This is a genomic window from Segatella sp. (genome assembly GCF_977051555.1).
On sequence record NZ_CDRSSE010000004.1, the window covers coordinates 60,742 to 74,590 of the forward strand.

The 13,849-nt window shown below is 45.5% G+C and carries 11 protein-coding genes; 4 read left to right on the plus strand and 7 right to left on the minus strand.

The genetic code is table 11. The annotated features are described in order from the left end of the window. Nucleotides 1-32: 32 nt before the first annotated feature. Together ACWJAO_RS01730 and ilvA are read right to left on the minus strand one after the other, a co-directional pair. Nucleotides 33-407: a RidA family protein gene (locus tag ACWJAO_RS01730; RefSeq protein ID WP_006848032.1), complete on the minus strand. Its 375-nt coding sequence runs from the start codon at nucleotides 405-407 to the stop codon at nucleotides 33-35. A gap of 93 nt (nucleotides 408-500) precedes the next feature. Continuing rightward, the gene (ilvA, locus tag ACWJAO_RS01735; RefSeq protein WP_449139051.1) at nucleotides 501-1,700 is read right to left on the minus strand and encodes a threonine ammonia-lyase; all 1,200 of its coding nucleotides are present in this window, start codon (nucleotides 1,698-1,700) and stop codon (nucleotides 501-503) included. Nucleotides 1,701-1,856: 156 nt separating this feature from the next. On the opposite strand from ilvA, the gene ACWJAO_RS01740 reads away from it, so the two are divergent. Further along, nucleotides 1,857-3,818: a glycoside hydrolase family 97 catalytic domain-containing protein gene (locus ACWJAO_RS01740; RefSeq protein WP_449139052.1), complete on the plus strand. Its 1,962-nt coding sequence runs from the start codon at nucleotides 1,857-1,859 to the stop codon at nucleotides 3,816-3,818. Between the two features lie 84 nt (nucleotides 3,819-3,902). On the opposite strand, the gene ACWJAO_RS01745 is transcribed toward ACWJAO_RS01740, so the two are convergent. Next, entirely contained in the window at nucleotides 3,903-4,721 is an 819-nt protein-coding gene (locus tag ACWJAO_RS01745; RefSeq protein ID WP_449139053.1) for a Cof-type HAD-IIB family hydrolase, read from the minus strand. A gap of 214 nt (nucleotides 4,722-4,935) precedes the next feature. Here ACWJAO_RS01745 and ACWJAO_RS01750 point away from each other — a divergent pair, with 214 nt between their 5' ends. The 3 genes from ACWJAO_RS01750 (at nucleotide 4,936) to ACWJAO_RS01760 (ending at nucleotide 9,083) form a co-directional block, all read left to right on the plus strand. Then, entirely contained in the window at nucleotides 4,936-7,008 is a 2,073-nt protein-coding gene (locus ACWJAO_RS01750; protein WP_449139054.1) for a glycoside hydrolase family 127 protein, read from the plus strand. Between the two features lie 197 nt (nucleotides 7,009-7,205). Next, nucleotides 7,206-8,645: an AAA family ATPase gene (locus tag ACWJAO_RS01755; RefSeq protein ID WP_181985833.1), complete on the plus strand. Its 1,440-nt coding sequence runs from the start codon at nucleotides 7,206-7,208 to the stop codon at nucleotides 8,643-8,645. A 294-nt stretch (nucleotides 8,646-8,939) separates the two neighbouring features. Then, a complete protein-coding gene (locus ACWJAO_RS01760) occupies nucleotides 8,940-9,083 on the plus strand; it encodes a hypothetical protein (protein ID WP_449139055.1) in 144 nt (47 codons plus the stop codon). Nucleotides 9,084-9,180: 97 nt separating this feature from the next. On the opposite strand, the gene ACWJAO_RS01765 is transcribed toward ACWJAO_RS01760, so the two are convergent. The 4 genes from ACWJAO_RS01765 to ACWJAO_RS01780 form a co-directional block, all read right to left on the minus strand. Continuing rightward, the gene (locus tag ACWJAO_RS01765; RefSeq protein ID WP_449139056.1) at nucleotides 9,181-10,521 is read right to left on the minus strand and encodes an MFS transporter; all 1,341 of its coding nucleotides are present in this window, start codon (nucleotides 10,519-10,521) and stop codon (nucleotides 9,181-9,183) included. A 14-nt stretch (nucleotides 10,522-10,535) separates the two neighbouring features. Next, entirely contained in the window at nucleotides 10,536-11,435 is a 900-nt protein-coding gene (locus ACWJAO_RS01770; protein WP_449139057.1) for a glycerophosphodiester phosphodiesterase family protein, read from the minus strand. A gap of 21 nt (nucleotides 11,436-11,456) precedes the next feature. Beyond that, entirely contained in the window at nucleotides 11,457-12,356 is a 900-nt protein-coding gene (locus ACWJAO_RS01775; protein WP_449139058.1) for a glycerophosphodiester phosphodiesterase family protein, read from the minus strand. Between the two features lie 90 nt (nucleotides 12,357-12,446). After that, nucleotides 12,447-13,841 (minus strand): RagB/SusD family nutrient uptake outer membrane protein, encoded by a 1,395-nt coding sequence (locus ACWJAO_RS01780; RefSeq protein ID WP_449139059.1) that lies wholly within the window; start codon nucleotides 13,839-13,841, stop codon nucleotides 12,447-12,449. Nucleotides 13,842-13,849: the final 8 nt, after the last annotated feature.

A 13,849-nucleotide genomic window follows, 5' to 3' on the forward strand; every position in this document is an offset into this window, starting at 1 on the left:
AAACTTTACTTCCTGATAGAAAAAAGGAAGAATTACTTGGCTGCCAAAACCTCAACCTCTACGAGGGCACCCTTTGGCAACTTCTCTACAGCTACGGCAGAACGGGCTGGATATGGCTGGCTGAAGAACTCGGCATAAACCTCGTTCATGGCAGCGAAATCGTCCATGCTGTTCAGATAAACTGTAGTCTTAACTACATGAGAAAGGTCGGTACCTGCTGCCTTCAGGATGTTCTGGGCGTTGGTGAGGCTCTGGCGAGTCTGCTCCTTGATACCGCCTTCTACGAAATTGCCTGTTGCAGGGTCGATAGGAATCTGACCAGATGCAAAAACAAAACCATTTACTTCGATAGCCTGGCTATATGGACCGATAGCTGCAGGCGCATTGTCTGTGTGAATTGCGTTCATAATCTTCAATTTATAATTTACAATTTATAATTTAACACTTAACACTAAACATTGAACACTAATCATTCAACATTCAACACTCAACATTAAATATTATACTATCCAGAGATGGAATCCCTTTGATTCCAAAGCCTCCTTGATTTCTCTTACGTGTTCCTCGTCGCGAGTCTCCATGGTGAGGCGGAGCACGCAGGCATTCACCTTGTTGCGATTGGCAGAACGGTCGTGGTGAACACCGGTGATGTTGCCACCCAATCCGGCGATGACAGAGCAGACCTCTACCAATTCGCCCGGTTTGTCATCCAGTTCCATCTCGATGGTGCAGAGACGGCCGCTCTTGGCAAGACCACGGGTGATGACGCGGTTCAGGATGGTTACGTCGATATTACCGCCGCTTATCACGCAGATGGTTTTCTTACCCTTCACCGGAACCTTGTTGTACATCACGGCTGCCACGCTGGCCGCACCGGCACCTTCGGCTACCATCTTCTCGCTCTCTATGAGTTTCAGGATGGCTGCACAGATCTCATCCTCGCTCACGGTTACGATTTCGTCAACATAGTTGGAGCAGGTTTCAAAGGTAATCTTGCCCGGTTCCTTTACGGCAATACCATCGGCTACGGTTGCTACAGAAGGCAACTTCTCCTGTTTGTGATCGTGCAGACTCTGTACCATACTTGCTGCTCCTTCAGCCTGAACACCATATACCTTTACATGCGGATTCAACGATTTGATGGCGAAAGCCACACCCGAAATCAGACCGCCGCCGCCAACAGGCACTACTACTGCCTCTACATCAGGCAGCTGGTCGATAATTTCCAATCCGATGGTGCCCTGCCCGGCGATGACATTCTCATCATCGAAAGGATGAACGAAGGTGTAGCCATGCTTATCTTTCAGTTCCAGCGCCTTCTGGTAGGCATCATCGTAAACGCCAGGGACCAGACAGACTTCAGCACCCAGTCGCTTGGTGGCTTCCACCTTACTAATAGGAGCACCTTCAGGCAGACAGATGAGGCTCTTAACGCCCATGGCTGTAGCTCCCAGCGCTACACCCTGTGCATGGTTGCCCGCAGAACAGGCTATCACACCCTTTGCCTTTTCTTCATCGGTGAGTTGTGAAATCTTATAGTAAGCACCACGAATCTTGAACGAACCGGTCTTCTGCAGGCACTCTGGTTTCAAATAAACATCACTCTCTGGGTTGATTCTTGGCGTGTGAACCAACTCAGTCTTTCTTATTACCTTGCTCAGCACGAAGCGAGCCTTATAGAAATTGTCAAGTTGTAACATAACTGCTGATATGTGTATAGTTTATTTTGTGCAAAGTTACTATTATTTGAAGAAAATACAAAATAATTCGGTTTAATTTTTGTTTATTCGATAATATTGCTTAACTTTGCGGCATAAAAACATAGTAACAAATAAACTAATTACTTTTATCTGGAAATGAAGAAAAATGTTTTAGCAGTATTGCTGGCATTGATGGCGAGCATCGGTGCATACGCAGAGAAGAATACTGTCAGTTCTCCTGATGGTAAGTTGAATGTCGTGGTAGAAGACCACGATGGCAAACTCTATTATTCCATCGACTATGCAGGCAAGCGAATGATGGAGGAATCACAGCTCGGACTCCTTGCCAATGTAGGCGATTTCAGTCAGGGGTTGACCTATCAGGGCAAGAATGAGATAAAGGTGGAGAAGAGCTATGACCTCCGCACCGCCAAGGTTTCGCATGTAGATTATCATGCCAACCAGCTCAACGTGACATACATCAACGGTAAGAAGCAGCCAATGACGGTTACTTTCAATGTAAGCAACAATGACGTGGCATTCCGTTATACTTTTGATCAACTGAAGGCTCAGCATATCATCGTGAATGAGGAGAAGACAGCCTTCAATCTGCCGAAGGTAACCACCACCTACCTCTGTCCACAGTCGGATCCGCTTATCGGCTTTGCCCGAACCAAACCAAGTTATGAAGAAGATTATAAGGTGGATCAGCCTCTTACAGCCAAGTCGGGTTATGGCCATGGCTATACCTTCCCTTGCCTCTTCAAGGTAGGCGGCGATGGCTGGGTATTGGTCAGCGAGACGGGTACTCACGGCAACTATCCGGGTTGTCATATCAGCGATTATGATGCTGCAAAGGGTTATCAGATCGCCTTCCCAATGGAGAAGGAGGCTGATGGCATCGGTTCTACATCGGGCGCCTTCATCCTTCCGGGTTCCACTCCTTGGCGCACCATTACCGTGGGTTCTGATTTGAAGCCTCTGGTAGAGACCACCATTCCATACGATGTAGTAGAGCCAAGATTCGAGGCTTCCCAGAAATACGGAACAGGCAAGTATGCCTGGAGTTGGCTCATCTGGCAGGATGAATCCTGCAACTATAACGACCAGAAGCAGTTCATCGACCTGGCTGCTACCATGGGATATGAATATGTGCTGGTTGATGCGCTCTGGGATACCCAGATTGGTAGAGACAAGATAGCAGAGTTGAGCAAGTATGCGCAGAGCAAGAATGTGAGTCTGATGCTCTGGTATAATTCCAATGGTGTGACCAACGATGCACCTCAGGGGCCTCGTGGCATCATGGATAACATCGTGGCCCGCAAGAAGGAGATGGCCTGGATGAAGAGTATCGGCATCAAGGGTATCAAGGTAGATTTCTTCGGTGGCGACAAGCAGCATACCATGCAGCAGTATGAAGACATCCTCAGCGATGCCAACGATTATGGCATTCAAGTTATCTTCCATGGCTGTACTTTGCCTAGAGGTTGGGAACGCATGTATCCTAACTATGTTTCGAGCGAGGCTGTCCTGGCTTCAGAGAATGTATTCTTCTCAGATTATCATGCCAAGCAGGAGGGTTTTGAGCTGACCATGCATCCATTCTGCCGCAATGCCGTGGGAGCGATGGATTGGGGTGGTACCATCATGAACAAGTATCTCTCCAAGGATAACAAGAGTCGTCATCGCCGTTATACCACCGATGTCTTCGAGATGGCTTCGGCTATCATGAACCAGGCAGCCATCCAGTGCATCGCCATCTATCCGAACAATCTTTCTGAGCTTCCTCAGCACGAGATTGATTTCCTGAAGAGCGTTCCTACTACCTGGGATGAGACCCAGTTCATCGCCGGTTATCCTGGAAAATACGCGGTTGTGGCACGTCGCCATGGTGATAAATGGTATGTGGCTGGTTTGAATGGCACCGATGAGGTGATGAAGCTCACCCTGAATCTGCCAATGCTTGCCGGCAAGAGCGTTACCTATTATCATGAAACTGCCAGCAAGGACAAGAAGGCTCTCTGGCCTGTTTCTCAGATGAAGACCGTAAAGGTGGATAAGAAGGGAAACCTGAAGGTGGAAATGCAGCCTAAGGGTGGACTGATTCTTGAAAGGTAAAAAGGTAAAAAAGTAAAAAGGTAAAAAGAAACTAGGGAGATTATACCCCGCTAGGCTTTTTTACCTTTTTACTTTTTTACCTTTTTACTTTTCTCTGAAATGTTCCAAAGCAGCAGCTACGCCATCTTCTTCGTTGGAAAGTGTGATGTAGTCAGCTTCTGCCCTGACCTCTGGTGCTGCATTCTGCATGGCTACACCCATGCCGGCAAGTTTCAGCATGCTCAGGTCGTTGTAGCCATCTCCGAAAGCAATCATATCGGCTGGGGTGAGATTGATTTTCGCCAGAAGCCGGAGCAGGGACTTAGCCTTGTCGATGCCTTTAGGAACCAGTTCCAGGAAGAATGGGGCTGAACGGAAGATGTCCATCCTGTCGCCCAGAATCTCTGAAAGCTCGTTTTCTGCCTTGAGCATATCTGCTGGGTCGCCCGTCATGAGGAGCTTGGTAGGGTGAGGCTCCAGGGCTTCGAACAGGTTTTCTACCTTTCGGATGTTCATCTTGTTGATACGCGATTCTTCCTTCACATACTGGTCGTCGGGCATCTCGGTGATAATCTCGTTGCCGGCATAGCCCAGAAGGGCATGGTTCTTCTCCTTCGCGTACCTATATAATATAGGTATCACTTCATCAGGCAGGAACTGGGCGAAGAGTTTTTCGCCAGTCTTGGCATTCACGATGTTGCCGCCATTATAAGATAGGATGTATCCGCCTCGCTTATCCAGTTCCAGACATTCCGCCACCGGTTCGATGCCGTAGGTCGGTCTGCCTGAAGCAAGGATGATAACAACACCCTCGGCTTCTGCCTGGAGCAGCGCTTCGCGGGTTTTCGGGGTAACCACCTTGTCGTGGTTGGTCAGGGTGCCATCCAGATCAAGGGCGATGGCACGGTATGGAAGATGATTCATATTTGATATATTATTGTATTTCTAATTTGACTGCAAAGGTAAGATAAAAAAACGATTGTAACAAAAAAAAGCGTTAAATATGATATAAATATGGGTGTTTGACTGATAATTACCTGTTTTTTATTGTTTATTATACACTATAGTCGGAAAGTTTTCTTATCTTTGCAACCGAAATAACAAACAATAATATAAAATTAATAAAACCTATTTGAAAATGAAGAGATTAATTTCTGCAGTATTGCTTTCGGCAGCCGTAGTTGTGCCAACCATGGCGAAGAATGCAAAGACATTGGGCAATGGTTATCCATTTACTCAGGTTCCTTTCACCAGTGTGAAGATTTCACAGAATACTTTCTGGGGTGCCCGCTTGAAGGCTGCCCGAGAAGTAACCGTGCCATTGGCTTTCAGCAAGTGTGAGAGCGAGCACCGTTACAAGAATTTCGATATGGCTGCCTATACCCTGCAGCATCCTAACCACCCGGGTTTGGATACCAAGGAGTGGGATGTGAGCAAGTTCATGGGATTCTCTTTCGATGATACCGATGTTTATAAGACCATTGAAGGTGCCAGCTATATTCTCCAGACTTATCCAGATAAGAAACTGAAGGCTTATATCGACAGCGTGCTCGATGTGGTAGGTGCGGCACAGGAGCCAGATGGCTATCTCTATACCGCTCGTACTATCAACCCAAAGCATCCACACCAGTGGTCGGGTGACAAGCGTTGGGTCAAGGACGAGGATTTGAGCCACGAGCTTTACAACCTCGGTCACATGGTAGATGCTGCATGCGCTCACTATCAGGCTACCGGAAGCACCAAGTTTCTGAATATCGCCAAGCGTTATGCAGATTGCGTGGTGAAGGAAGTAGGTCCTAAGCCAGGACAGGCTACCATCGTTCCTGGTCATCAGATTGCTGAGATGGCTTTGGCTCGTCTCTATACCCTGACCGGTGAGAAGAAGTATTTGGATGAGGCTAAATATCTGCTCGACTATCGTGGCAAGACTCATATCCGCAACCCATATTCTCAGAGTCAGGCTCCTATCCTGGAGCAGAAGGAGGCGGTGGGTCATGCTGTTCGTGCCGGCTATATGTATGCTGGTATTGCTGATGTGGCTGCCCTGACCAAGGATTCTGCCTATATGAAGGTTATCGACCGTATCTTCGAAAACATCGTAGGCAAGAAATACTATCTTACAGGTGGTGTAGGTGCCCGCCATGCAGGTGAGGCATTCGGTGCCGATTATGAGTTGCCAAACATGACTGCCTACAATGAGACCTGTGCAGCCATCTCTATGGTTTACCTCTTCGAGCGTATGTTCCTCCTTCACGGCGAGAGCAAGTATATCGACTGCATGGAGCGTACCTTATATAATGGTGTCATCTCGGGTATGAGCATGGATGGCGGTCGTTTCTTCTATCCAAACCCATTGTCAAGCGATGGCAAGTATAAGTTTAATGCCGATGGCAACACCACCCGCCAGCCATGGTTTGGATGTGCCTGCTGCCCGAGTAACTTGTGCCGCTTCATCCCTTCTGTGCCGGGTTATCTCTATGGTGTGAAGGATAACAACATCTATGTAAACCTCTTTGCCGGTAATACATCTACCATCAAGGTGAATAGCAAGGATGTGGTTCTGGAGGAGACTACCGAGTATCCTTGGAACGGCGACATCAAGATTGCTGTGAAGAAGAGCGGTGTGAAGAATGCCAACCTCCTGGTCCGTATTCCTGGATGGGTTCGCAACCAGGTAGTACCTAGCGACCTTTACAAGTATAGCGATGCAGAGAAGCCTGCTTACACAGTAACCGTAAACGGCAAGGCTGTAGAGGCTGATCTCGATGCCAACAAGGGTTATCTGCCTGTCAAGAACATCAAGAAGGGCGATGTAATCCGCATCCATTTTGATATGCCTATCCGTACAGTTGTAGCTAACGGCAAGGTGGCTGATGATAAGGGCAAGGTTGCCGTAGAGCGTGGACCATTGGTATATTGCGCTGAGGCTGTGGATAATCAGAACGAGCCAGTGCTCCGTGCCGTCATGGCCAAGAAGCCTGCCTTCTCTGTGGTGGATAACTACAGCATTCAGAACACCGAGACCAAGGGTGCTCCAGCCTTCTCTGTCAAGGCTATCAAGGCTGATGCCCAGATTCTGGAAGAGGGTGCCAATGGCGTATCTGTCAAGAACAATGTGTTGACTCTGATTCCTTACTATGCCTGGAATCATCGTGGAGCCAATCAGATGAACGTCTGGTTCTATCAGAATTTAAGTGTGTTGGATAAATAATTTATGATTAGAAATTGATATTCATCTGCTGTCTGAACGATAATTATCCGATGGCGGAAGTGAAGTATCGGTTCGTAAATGCTAAGTAAATTCTGCTCGAAATGGTATTTTCACCCCATTTCGAGCAAAATAGCGTGCGTTTATTTTGCTCGAAACGATATTTTTTGTATATTTGCAGCAAAATAAACGAAAGGATTATGGCACAGAAAATTATCGGAAGAAAGCAGGAAATTAAGGAACTCCTGGATCTTTACAAGGAAAATAAACCTGTTTTTGCAGTAATATATGGTAGAAGAAGGGTCGGAAAAACCTTTCTCGTAAGAGAATTGTTTCAGGATAAAATGAGCTTTTACCATACGGGTTTATCTCCTTACGAGTTGAGTGGTCAAAAAATAATGGAGCAACAGTTGACTAGCTTTTACTCCAGTCTTGTTCGCTATGGCAGCAAGGGTAAGAAGGTGCCATCCTCTTGGCTCGAAGCTTTTGATGCACTCATCAATCTCTTGGAAGAGCAAGATGCAGACAAGCGTCAGGTGATATTCATAGATGAATTGCCATGGCTTGACACTCCCCGCTCGGGATTTGTTACAGCATTAGAGCATTTTTGGAATGGATGGGCTGCAGGAAAGCAGAATATCATGCTTATCGTCTGCGGCTCTGCCACGTCATGGATTTCAGACAAGCTATTAAACAACAAAGGCGGTTTGTTTGATCGCACAACTGATGAAATCAAGTTGCGCCCGTTTACGTTGGGCGAATGCGAAGAATACTATCAGGCTAACAACATCGTGATGTCTAAGTTCGACCAGATACAATGTTATATGGCTACAGGTGGCATTCCTTATTATATTTCCATGCTGCAGAAAGGCAAAAGTCTGGCTCAGAATATGGACAGACTTTTCTTCGAACCTGCAGCCAAACTCGGTTTAGAGTTCGACCGCCTCTATTCTTCTCTCTTTACTAATGCGGAGGATTGCATGACTATCGTGCGCCTTCTGGCTCAAAAAAGACAGGGATATACGCGAAAAGAAATCGTTTCGCTTACAAAAATGCCTGATGGCGGTGGACTTTCAGCTACATTAAAATCACTCGAAGTGAGTGATTTCATAACATCGTATGTTAAGTATGATTATCCCAAGCGTGAGGTATATTTCCGTCTGACAGATTTCTACAGCAAATTCTATTTGTCATTCATAGATGGCAGAAAGACGACAAATCCGCATTTCTGGCAAGACAACCTGCTGACACCTGAGCTGACAGCATGGCGAGGTTTTACCTTTGAATCTCTTTGCTATTATCATCTGCCACAAATCAAGCAGGCACTCGGTATTAGTGGAGTGCAGACAGAGGCGAGTCCCTGGAAAAGCAGAAAAGAGAAAGATGGTGCGCAGATAGATATGATTATTGACAGAGCCGACCGTATCATCAATGTTTGTGAAATGAAATTCTGTGAGGATGATTTCTCCATTAATGCTGCTTATGACAAGAATCTGCGCCATAAACTGAGTACGTTTGCTGAAGAAACGAAATGCAGGAGTTCCTTGCATCTTACATTGGTTACTACTTATGGGCTTAAGTTCAACGAATATGCCGGTCGGGTACAAAGTGTCGTTACAATGGATGATTTGTTTAAATAACTGATATCGTTCTTTAACGCAAGTACTTACGATAGTCAATGCAAGTACTTACGATAGTCGATGTAGGTACTTGCAATGATTGATGCGAGAACCGGAAATAGCCAACTGGCAAAATATAAATAGCCAACTGGCAAACTGCAAACAGCCGACTAGCGCATGAGTCGCTAGTCGGCTGTTTTACTGGAACAGTTATCGAAACCTCCTTTATTTTATTTTCGTATAGGCTTCCTGCCAAATACTCTTCACTCTTCACCAAAAGCCCCGAATCCCCTGTGTTTATCGGTATTCTGAGGGGTGAAGAGTATTCGGGCACTCTTCACCTACTCTTCACCACTCTTCACCCTTCAGTTCTGTCGGATTTGCAATCCACCTATCTGTCTTTCGCCTCTGTTTCCGTTCCTGACGGTGAAGAGTGGTGAAGAGTGGGTGAAGAGATAAAAACAACTCTTCACCCCTCGGAATGCCGATAAACACAGGGGTTTCCGGCCGAAAGGTGAAGAGTGAAGAGTATTTTGATGATAGCTTCGTTTATTTCTTAAACTGTCTTTGGCTTCGCCTTCCAGACGATGCAAGTCATCAAGACAGACATCAGGGCTGCGCCAATCCAGAAATAATTGATATAGGTAAAGTCGTAAGTTTCTACGCCATTTACCAGATGCTTGTTGCCCTCGATGAGCAGACCGCTCATGATATCCTGGATGCCGGCACCTACATAACTCGCTACGCCGACAACGCCAAGAGCAGCACCCGATGCATTCTTAGGCGCAATATCTACCGCCATCAAACCACCGAGGAAGCAAAGCAATACGCCGATGCTCAAACCGAACAATACCATCGCCGTAGCATCAACCCAGAGATGATGCCCCGGAATCAGCAGGAACAGACAGAGCGCCAACGCATTCAGCAAGCCGAAGATAACGGCTGGCAAATAACGGTTGCCCTTGAAAATCTTATCCGATACCAGACCGGATGTTACGGTTCCCACAATACCCAGGATAGAGTTGATAGAGATGATGAAGCTGGCATCAATCGTAGTATATCCCTTCTCGTTCTCAAGATAGAAGATACCCCAGCTGTTAACAGCATAGCGGCTGATATACATGAAAGCACTACTCAAAGCCAGAATCCAGATGAGCGGATTCTTCAAAACCGCACTCTGTGCCTTGTTGTAAGATTCCGTATCCTGCTTCTTTTCCTCTACCTTGATGCCCGGCAGGGTAACACCCTTGCTGGCTGGCGTATCGTGGAAGAAAGTAAGGAGCAGGACTACGCCCGCCAAACCTACTATTGCAGCTCCGATAAAACCATATTGCCATCCGAAGGCACTCACGATGGAAGCCACAAAGATGAAGGTCATCGCCTCACCAATATTATGGCTCGCACTCCAGAATCCGTAGAACGTTCCTCGGTTCTTATCATTAAACCAGCGGGAGAGACCTACCACGCAAGAGGCAGCTCCCATCGACTGGAACCAACCGCTCAATCCCCACAAAACTGCAAAGAGGATGAAGGAATTGGTAAAGCCCAAAGCCAGATTCACCAAGGCTGTAACGAGCAGACCGGTAGACATCAGTCGCTTGATGTTGCTTCGGTCAGCAAGGAAACCGTTGGTGAACTTACCGATAGCGTAAGTGAAGAACAAGACTGAGCCGATGATACCGAGCTCAGTTTCAGAGAATACGCCATTATCTACAATCGGTTTTTTGATTACGTTCAGGCTGAGTCGGCACACATAATATGTACCATATCCTATGGTAGCAGAAAGGAAAGTAGCCCATTGCAGACGTTTCAGTTTTCTTTCGTTTTCCTCAGGTGTTGAGGCTTTAGCCGGAATCGGTTCCGAAACCTTATAGAAGTCTATTATTTTCTTAAACATATAATCCTTAGTTGTTATTTATGAAGTTTTTTTGCTCTCAAATAATCGAGAAGCAGGGCAGGGCGATCGGTCTGAATCAGTTTGAACCCCTGTTGGATAAGCCATCCCCAACTTTCATCAGGTTGTTTCAGTTCAACAGCCCTATCATCGTCGTGCTCAGCATTTTGTGCAGGCCATAAGGCGTTGACAAATACTTTGATGCCGTTGTCGTTTAGCTTTTTAATCAGTTCAAATACCTTATCGTTTACTTGAGAAAATCTAACCTCAAACGCTAAAGGTTTCTCATTCTGCAAGTAACTGTCGATAATGCTTTCTGCCTCTGGCTTGCACAAGTCAGCCTTAGGCATGAAAATTACTTTGTTTAGAATATCGCCATGCTGTTCTTTAATCGTTTGATAAGGTATCTTTTCCTTGACAACACATTGGTTAGCCGTACCGGTTTCTTCAAGAATCTTTTGAACATCTTCAAAGTATTCGTAGCCCTTGTCAACATTCACCAGAATTTTTCCCTTACATAGCAGCATGGTTTCTCTAAGTGTAGGAATCTTATGACGGGTAAGGCAGCCTGCGCCGTTCTTCAACCTGAGTTCTTTCAGTTCTGCCAGCGTATAGTCTTCTGGTTTTCCTGTACCATTGGTTGTGCGGTTCAGCGTATTGTCGTGCATCAGGATAAGTTCTCCATCCTTGGTTTTCTTCAAGTCCAGTTCAACCATGTCTACCCCCATGTCTATGCAGTTCTGAAATGCCTGAAGTGAGTTTTCGGGAGCATTACGCCAATCACCACGATGCGAAACAACCAAGACTGATTGCTTGGCAGGAGCTGCTAAATCTGAGAGGATTTCATTTAGGTGCTGTGCATAACTTGCAATAGCAAGCATGCACAACAAACCTAAACTTGTTAACCTTTTGAACATATATGCGAAACCTATTGAATTTTACTTATGAAGTTTCTTGGCTCTCAAGTAATCAAGAAGCAAAGCAGGACGGTCTGTCTGGATAAGTTTAGCTCCCTGACCTACAATCCATCCCCAGCTCTCTTCTGGCTGTTTGAGTTCTACGGCGCGATCATCATCATGTCCACCGCAAAGCTCAGGCCAGAGCGTATTGATGAAAACTCTTGCTCCACTATCACGTACTTTCTTAATCAGACGGCGAGTGTTGGCATCATCAGTCTTGAATACCAATTCATAAGCCTTTGGCTTCATGTTCTTGATGTAACCGTCGATTACCTCTTCTGCACCAGGCTTGCCGAGGTTAACTACAGGCATGAAAATCATCTTGTCGAGAACATCGCCATGTTCAGCCTTTACCACCTCGTAAGGAAGTTCTGCTTTGATGATGCATTGGTCAACTGTACCAGTCTCCTTCAAAACCTTCATGGCATCATCGAAGTAGTCGTAACCCTTGTCAACATTCACCATGATTTTGCCCTTGCAGAGTTCCATTACCTCACGGAAAGTTGGAATCTGATGGCGGGTCTTGCAGCCTACACCATTCTTCAAACGGAGCATCTTCAAAGAATCGAGGGTATAGTTCTCTGGGAATCCCTTACCATTCATGGTTCGGTCAATCTTCTTGTCGTGCATCAGAACCAGAACGCCATCTTTTGTCTTCTTCAAGTCCAACTCAACCATATCAACACCCATGTCGATACAGTTCTGGAATGCCTGAATAGAGTTTTCAGGGGCATTACGCCAGTCTCCACGATGAGAAACTACCATAACATTTTCTTTTGCTGGCTTGTTGAAATTCTTAAGAATCTCTTTCAGATTGCTTTGTGCAAAGCTCATAGAAGAAAGCATGCACAATACGGAAAGTATATATATCTTTTTCATTGTTTATTTTAGTTTATAAGATGAGGAAAAACGATACCTTTTTATACTATAGATTTCAAGAGGACCGGAGCCCTCTTGAAATGAAATATTTTACTTGTCGTAGCCTGGGTTCTGCCACAGGATTTTAGAATCTCCCACCTTTTCTATTTCTGTTTGAGGAATAGGGAAAAGGAGTTGATAATCTTGAATGTTCAAGCCTTGTTTTGCCAATACGCTCTTAGCATATCCCATTCTAACCAAGTCGAACCAACGATGACCCTCGTATGGGAACTCCTTCTGGCGCTCATCGAGAATAGCCTTGCGGAAGCTTTCCTGTGTAGGAACATCTGCAGCTGTCAGTTTAGAAAGACCTGCTCTTGTTCTGGTTGCATTCAATTGCTTCAATGCGATAGAACCTTCTGATGCATCATATCCAAGTTCGTTTAATGCCTCTGCATACATCAAAAGTACGTCTGCATAACGGAGAAGGATTTGGTCATTACCTACCTGGTTGAATGATACGTTCTTGGTATCCAGGAACTTAGTCATCAGATAGGCTTTGCTTTCTGCCTTCACATAAGTAATCATCTCCTTACGGGTGTCACCTGGTGTAAAGCAGTTTACAAGTGCTTCTGCCTGACCGCTTTCGTCGGTCAAGTTGGTAATATCGTACCAATAAGAATGACCTTCGTTTACAATCTCCTTATTAAAATGAACAGCAAAGATAATCTCTGCGTTGTTCTTGTTGTTCACGTCAAATACCTGACCGATTGATGGCAACAGAGAATACTTGCCGATGAGTTGAGAAAGAACATTCTTTGCCTCGTTCCACTTATGGAATGTAAGATAAACCTTACCCAACAGAGCCTTGGCAGCATTAGCTGTTACACGTCCTGTTTCTGATGCTGAATACTTCTCTGGAAGATAATTGTTATCTACAATCTCCTTCAAATCACCTGCAATCAGATCGAACATCTGTTCGTCAGAATATCTTGCAATCTTCAAAGCTTCAGCAGCACTTACTACATGCTTTGTTGCAGGAACACCACCCCATACACGATACATGTTGAAGTAGTTCAAGGCTCTGATAAACATGGCCTCACCCTTATATTGCTTTTTCAAAGTCTCGTCAAACTGCGCTCCGTCAATCTGGTCGAGAATCAGGTTGCAACGGTAAATGTTGTTGTTGAAGTTTGCCCAGTAGTTAGACAGAATACCATTTGAAGGCTTATCTTCAAAATGGTTGATGTCATAACGGTCCTGAGTACCAGCTGTAGGGGCTTTCACCTCCATGTTGTCGCTACGGTACTCACAGCATTCTTTGTAGAAATTTACCTGAGACTGCAACTTAGCGTAGCAGCCGACTACAGCAACATTATAATCACTTGCAGTCTTATACACCTTATCAATCGTTACTTTACTTGCTGGCTCCAAATCAAAGAAGCTGTCTCCACATGAAGTCATCAGCAAAGTTACTAAAGATGCTAAAAATAATATCTTTTTCATATTGTGTA

What these genes read in the sequence shown, in the direction of transcription:
- ACWJAO_RS01765 (WP_449139056.1), bottom strand. Translation starts at nt 10,521, where the DNA reads ATGTTTAAGAAAATAATAGACTTCTATAAGGTTTCGGAACCGATTCCG.
- ilvA (WP_449139051.1), bottom strand. Translation starts at nt 1,700, where the DNA reads ATGTTACAACTTGACAATTTCTATAAGGCTCGCTTCGTGCTGAGCAAG.
- ACWJAO_RS01755 (WP_181985833.1), top strand. Translation starts at nt 7,206, where the DNA reads ATGGCACAGAAAATTATCGGAAGAAAGCAGGAAATTAAGGAACTCCTG.
- ACWJAO_RS01740 (WP_449139052.1), top strand. Translation starts at nt 1,857, where the DNA reads ATGAAGAAAAATGTTTTAGCAGTATTGCTGGCATTGATGGCGAGCATC.
- ACWJAO_RS01780 (WP_449139059.1), bottom strand. Translation starts at nt 13,841, where the DNA reads ATGAAAAAGATATTATTTTTAGCATCTTTAGTAACTTTGCTGATGACT.
- ACWJAO_RS01730 (WP_006848032.1), bottom strand. Translation starts at nt 407, where the DNA reads ATGAACGCAATTCACACAGACAATGCGCCTGCAGCTATCGGTCCATAT.
- ACWJAO_RS01745 (WP_449139053.1), bottom strand. Translation starts at nt 4,721, where the DNA reads ATGAATCATCTTCCATACCGTGCCATCGCCCTTGATCTGGATGGCACC.
- ACWJAO_RS01775 (WP_449139058.1), bottom strand. Translation starts at nt 12,356, where the DNA reads ATGAAAAAGATATATATACTTTCCGTATTGTGCATGCTTTCTTCTATG.
- ACWJAO_RS01750 (WP_449139054.1), top strand. Translation starts at nt 4,936, where the DNA reads ATGAAGAGATTAATTTCTGCAGTATTGCTTTCGGCAGCCGTAGTTGTG.
- ACWJAO_RS01770 (WP_449139057.1), bottom strand. Translation starts at nt 11,435, where the DNA reads ATGTTCAAAAGGTTAACAAGTTTAGGTTTGTTGTGCATGCTTGCTATT.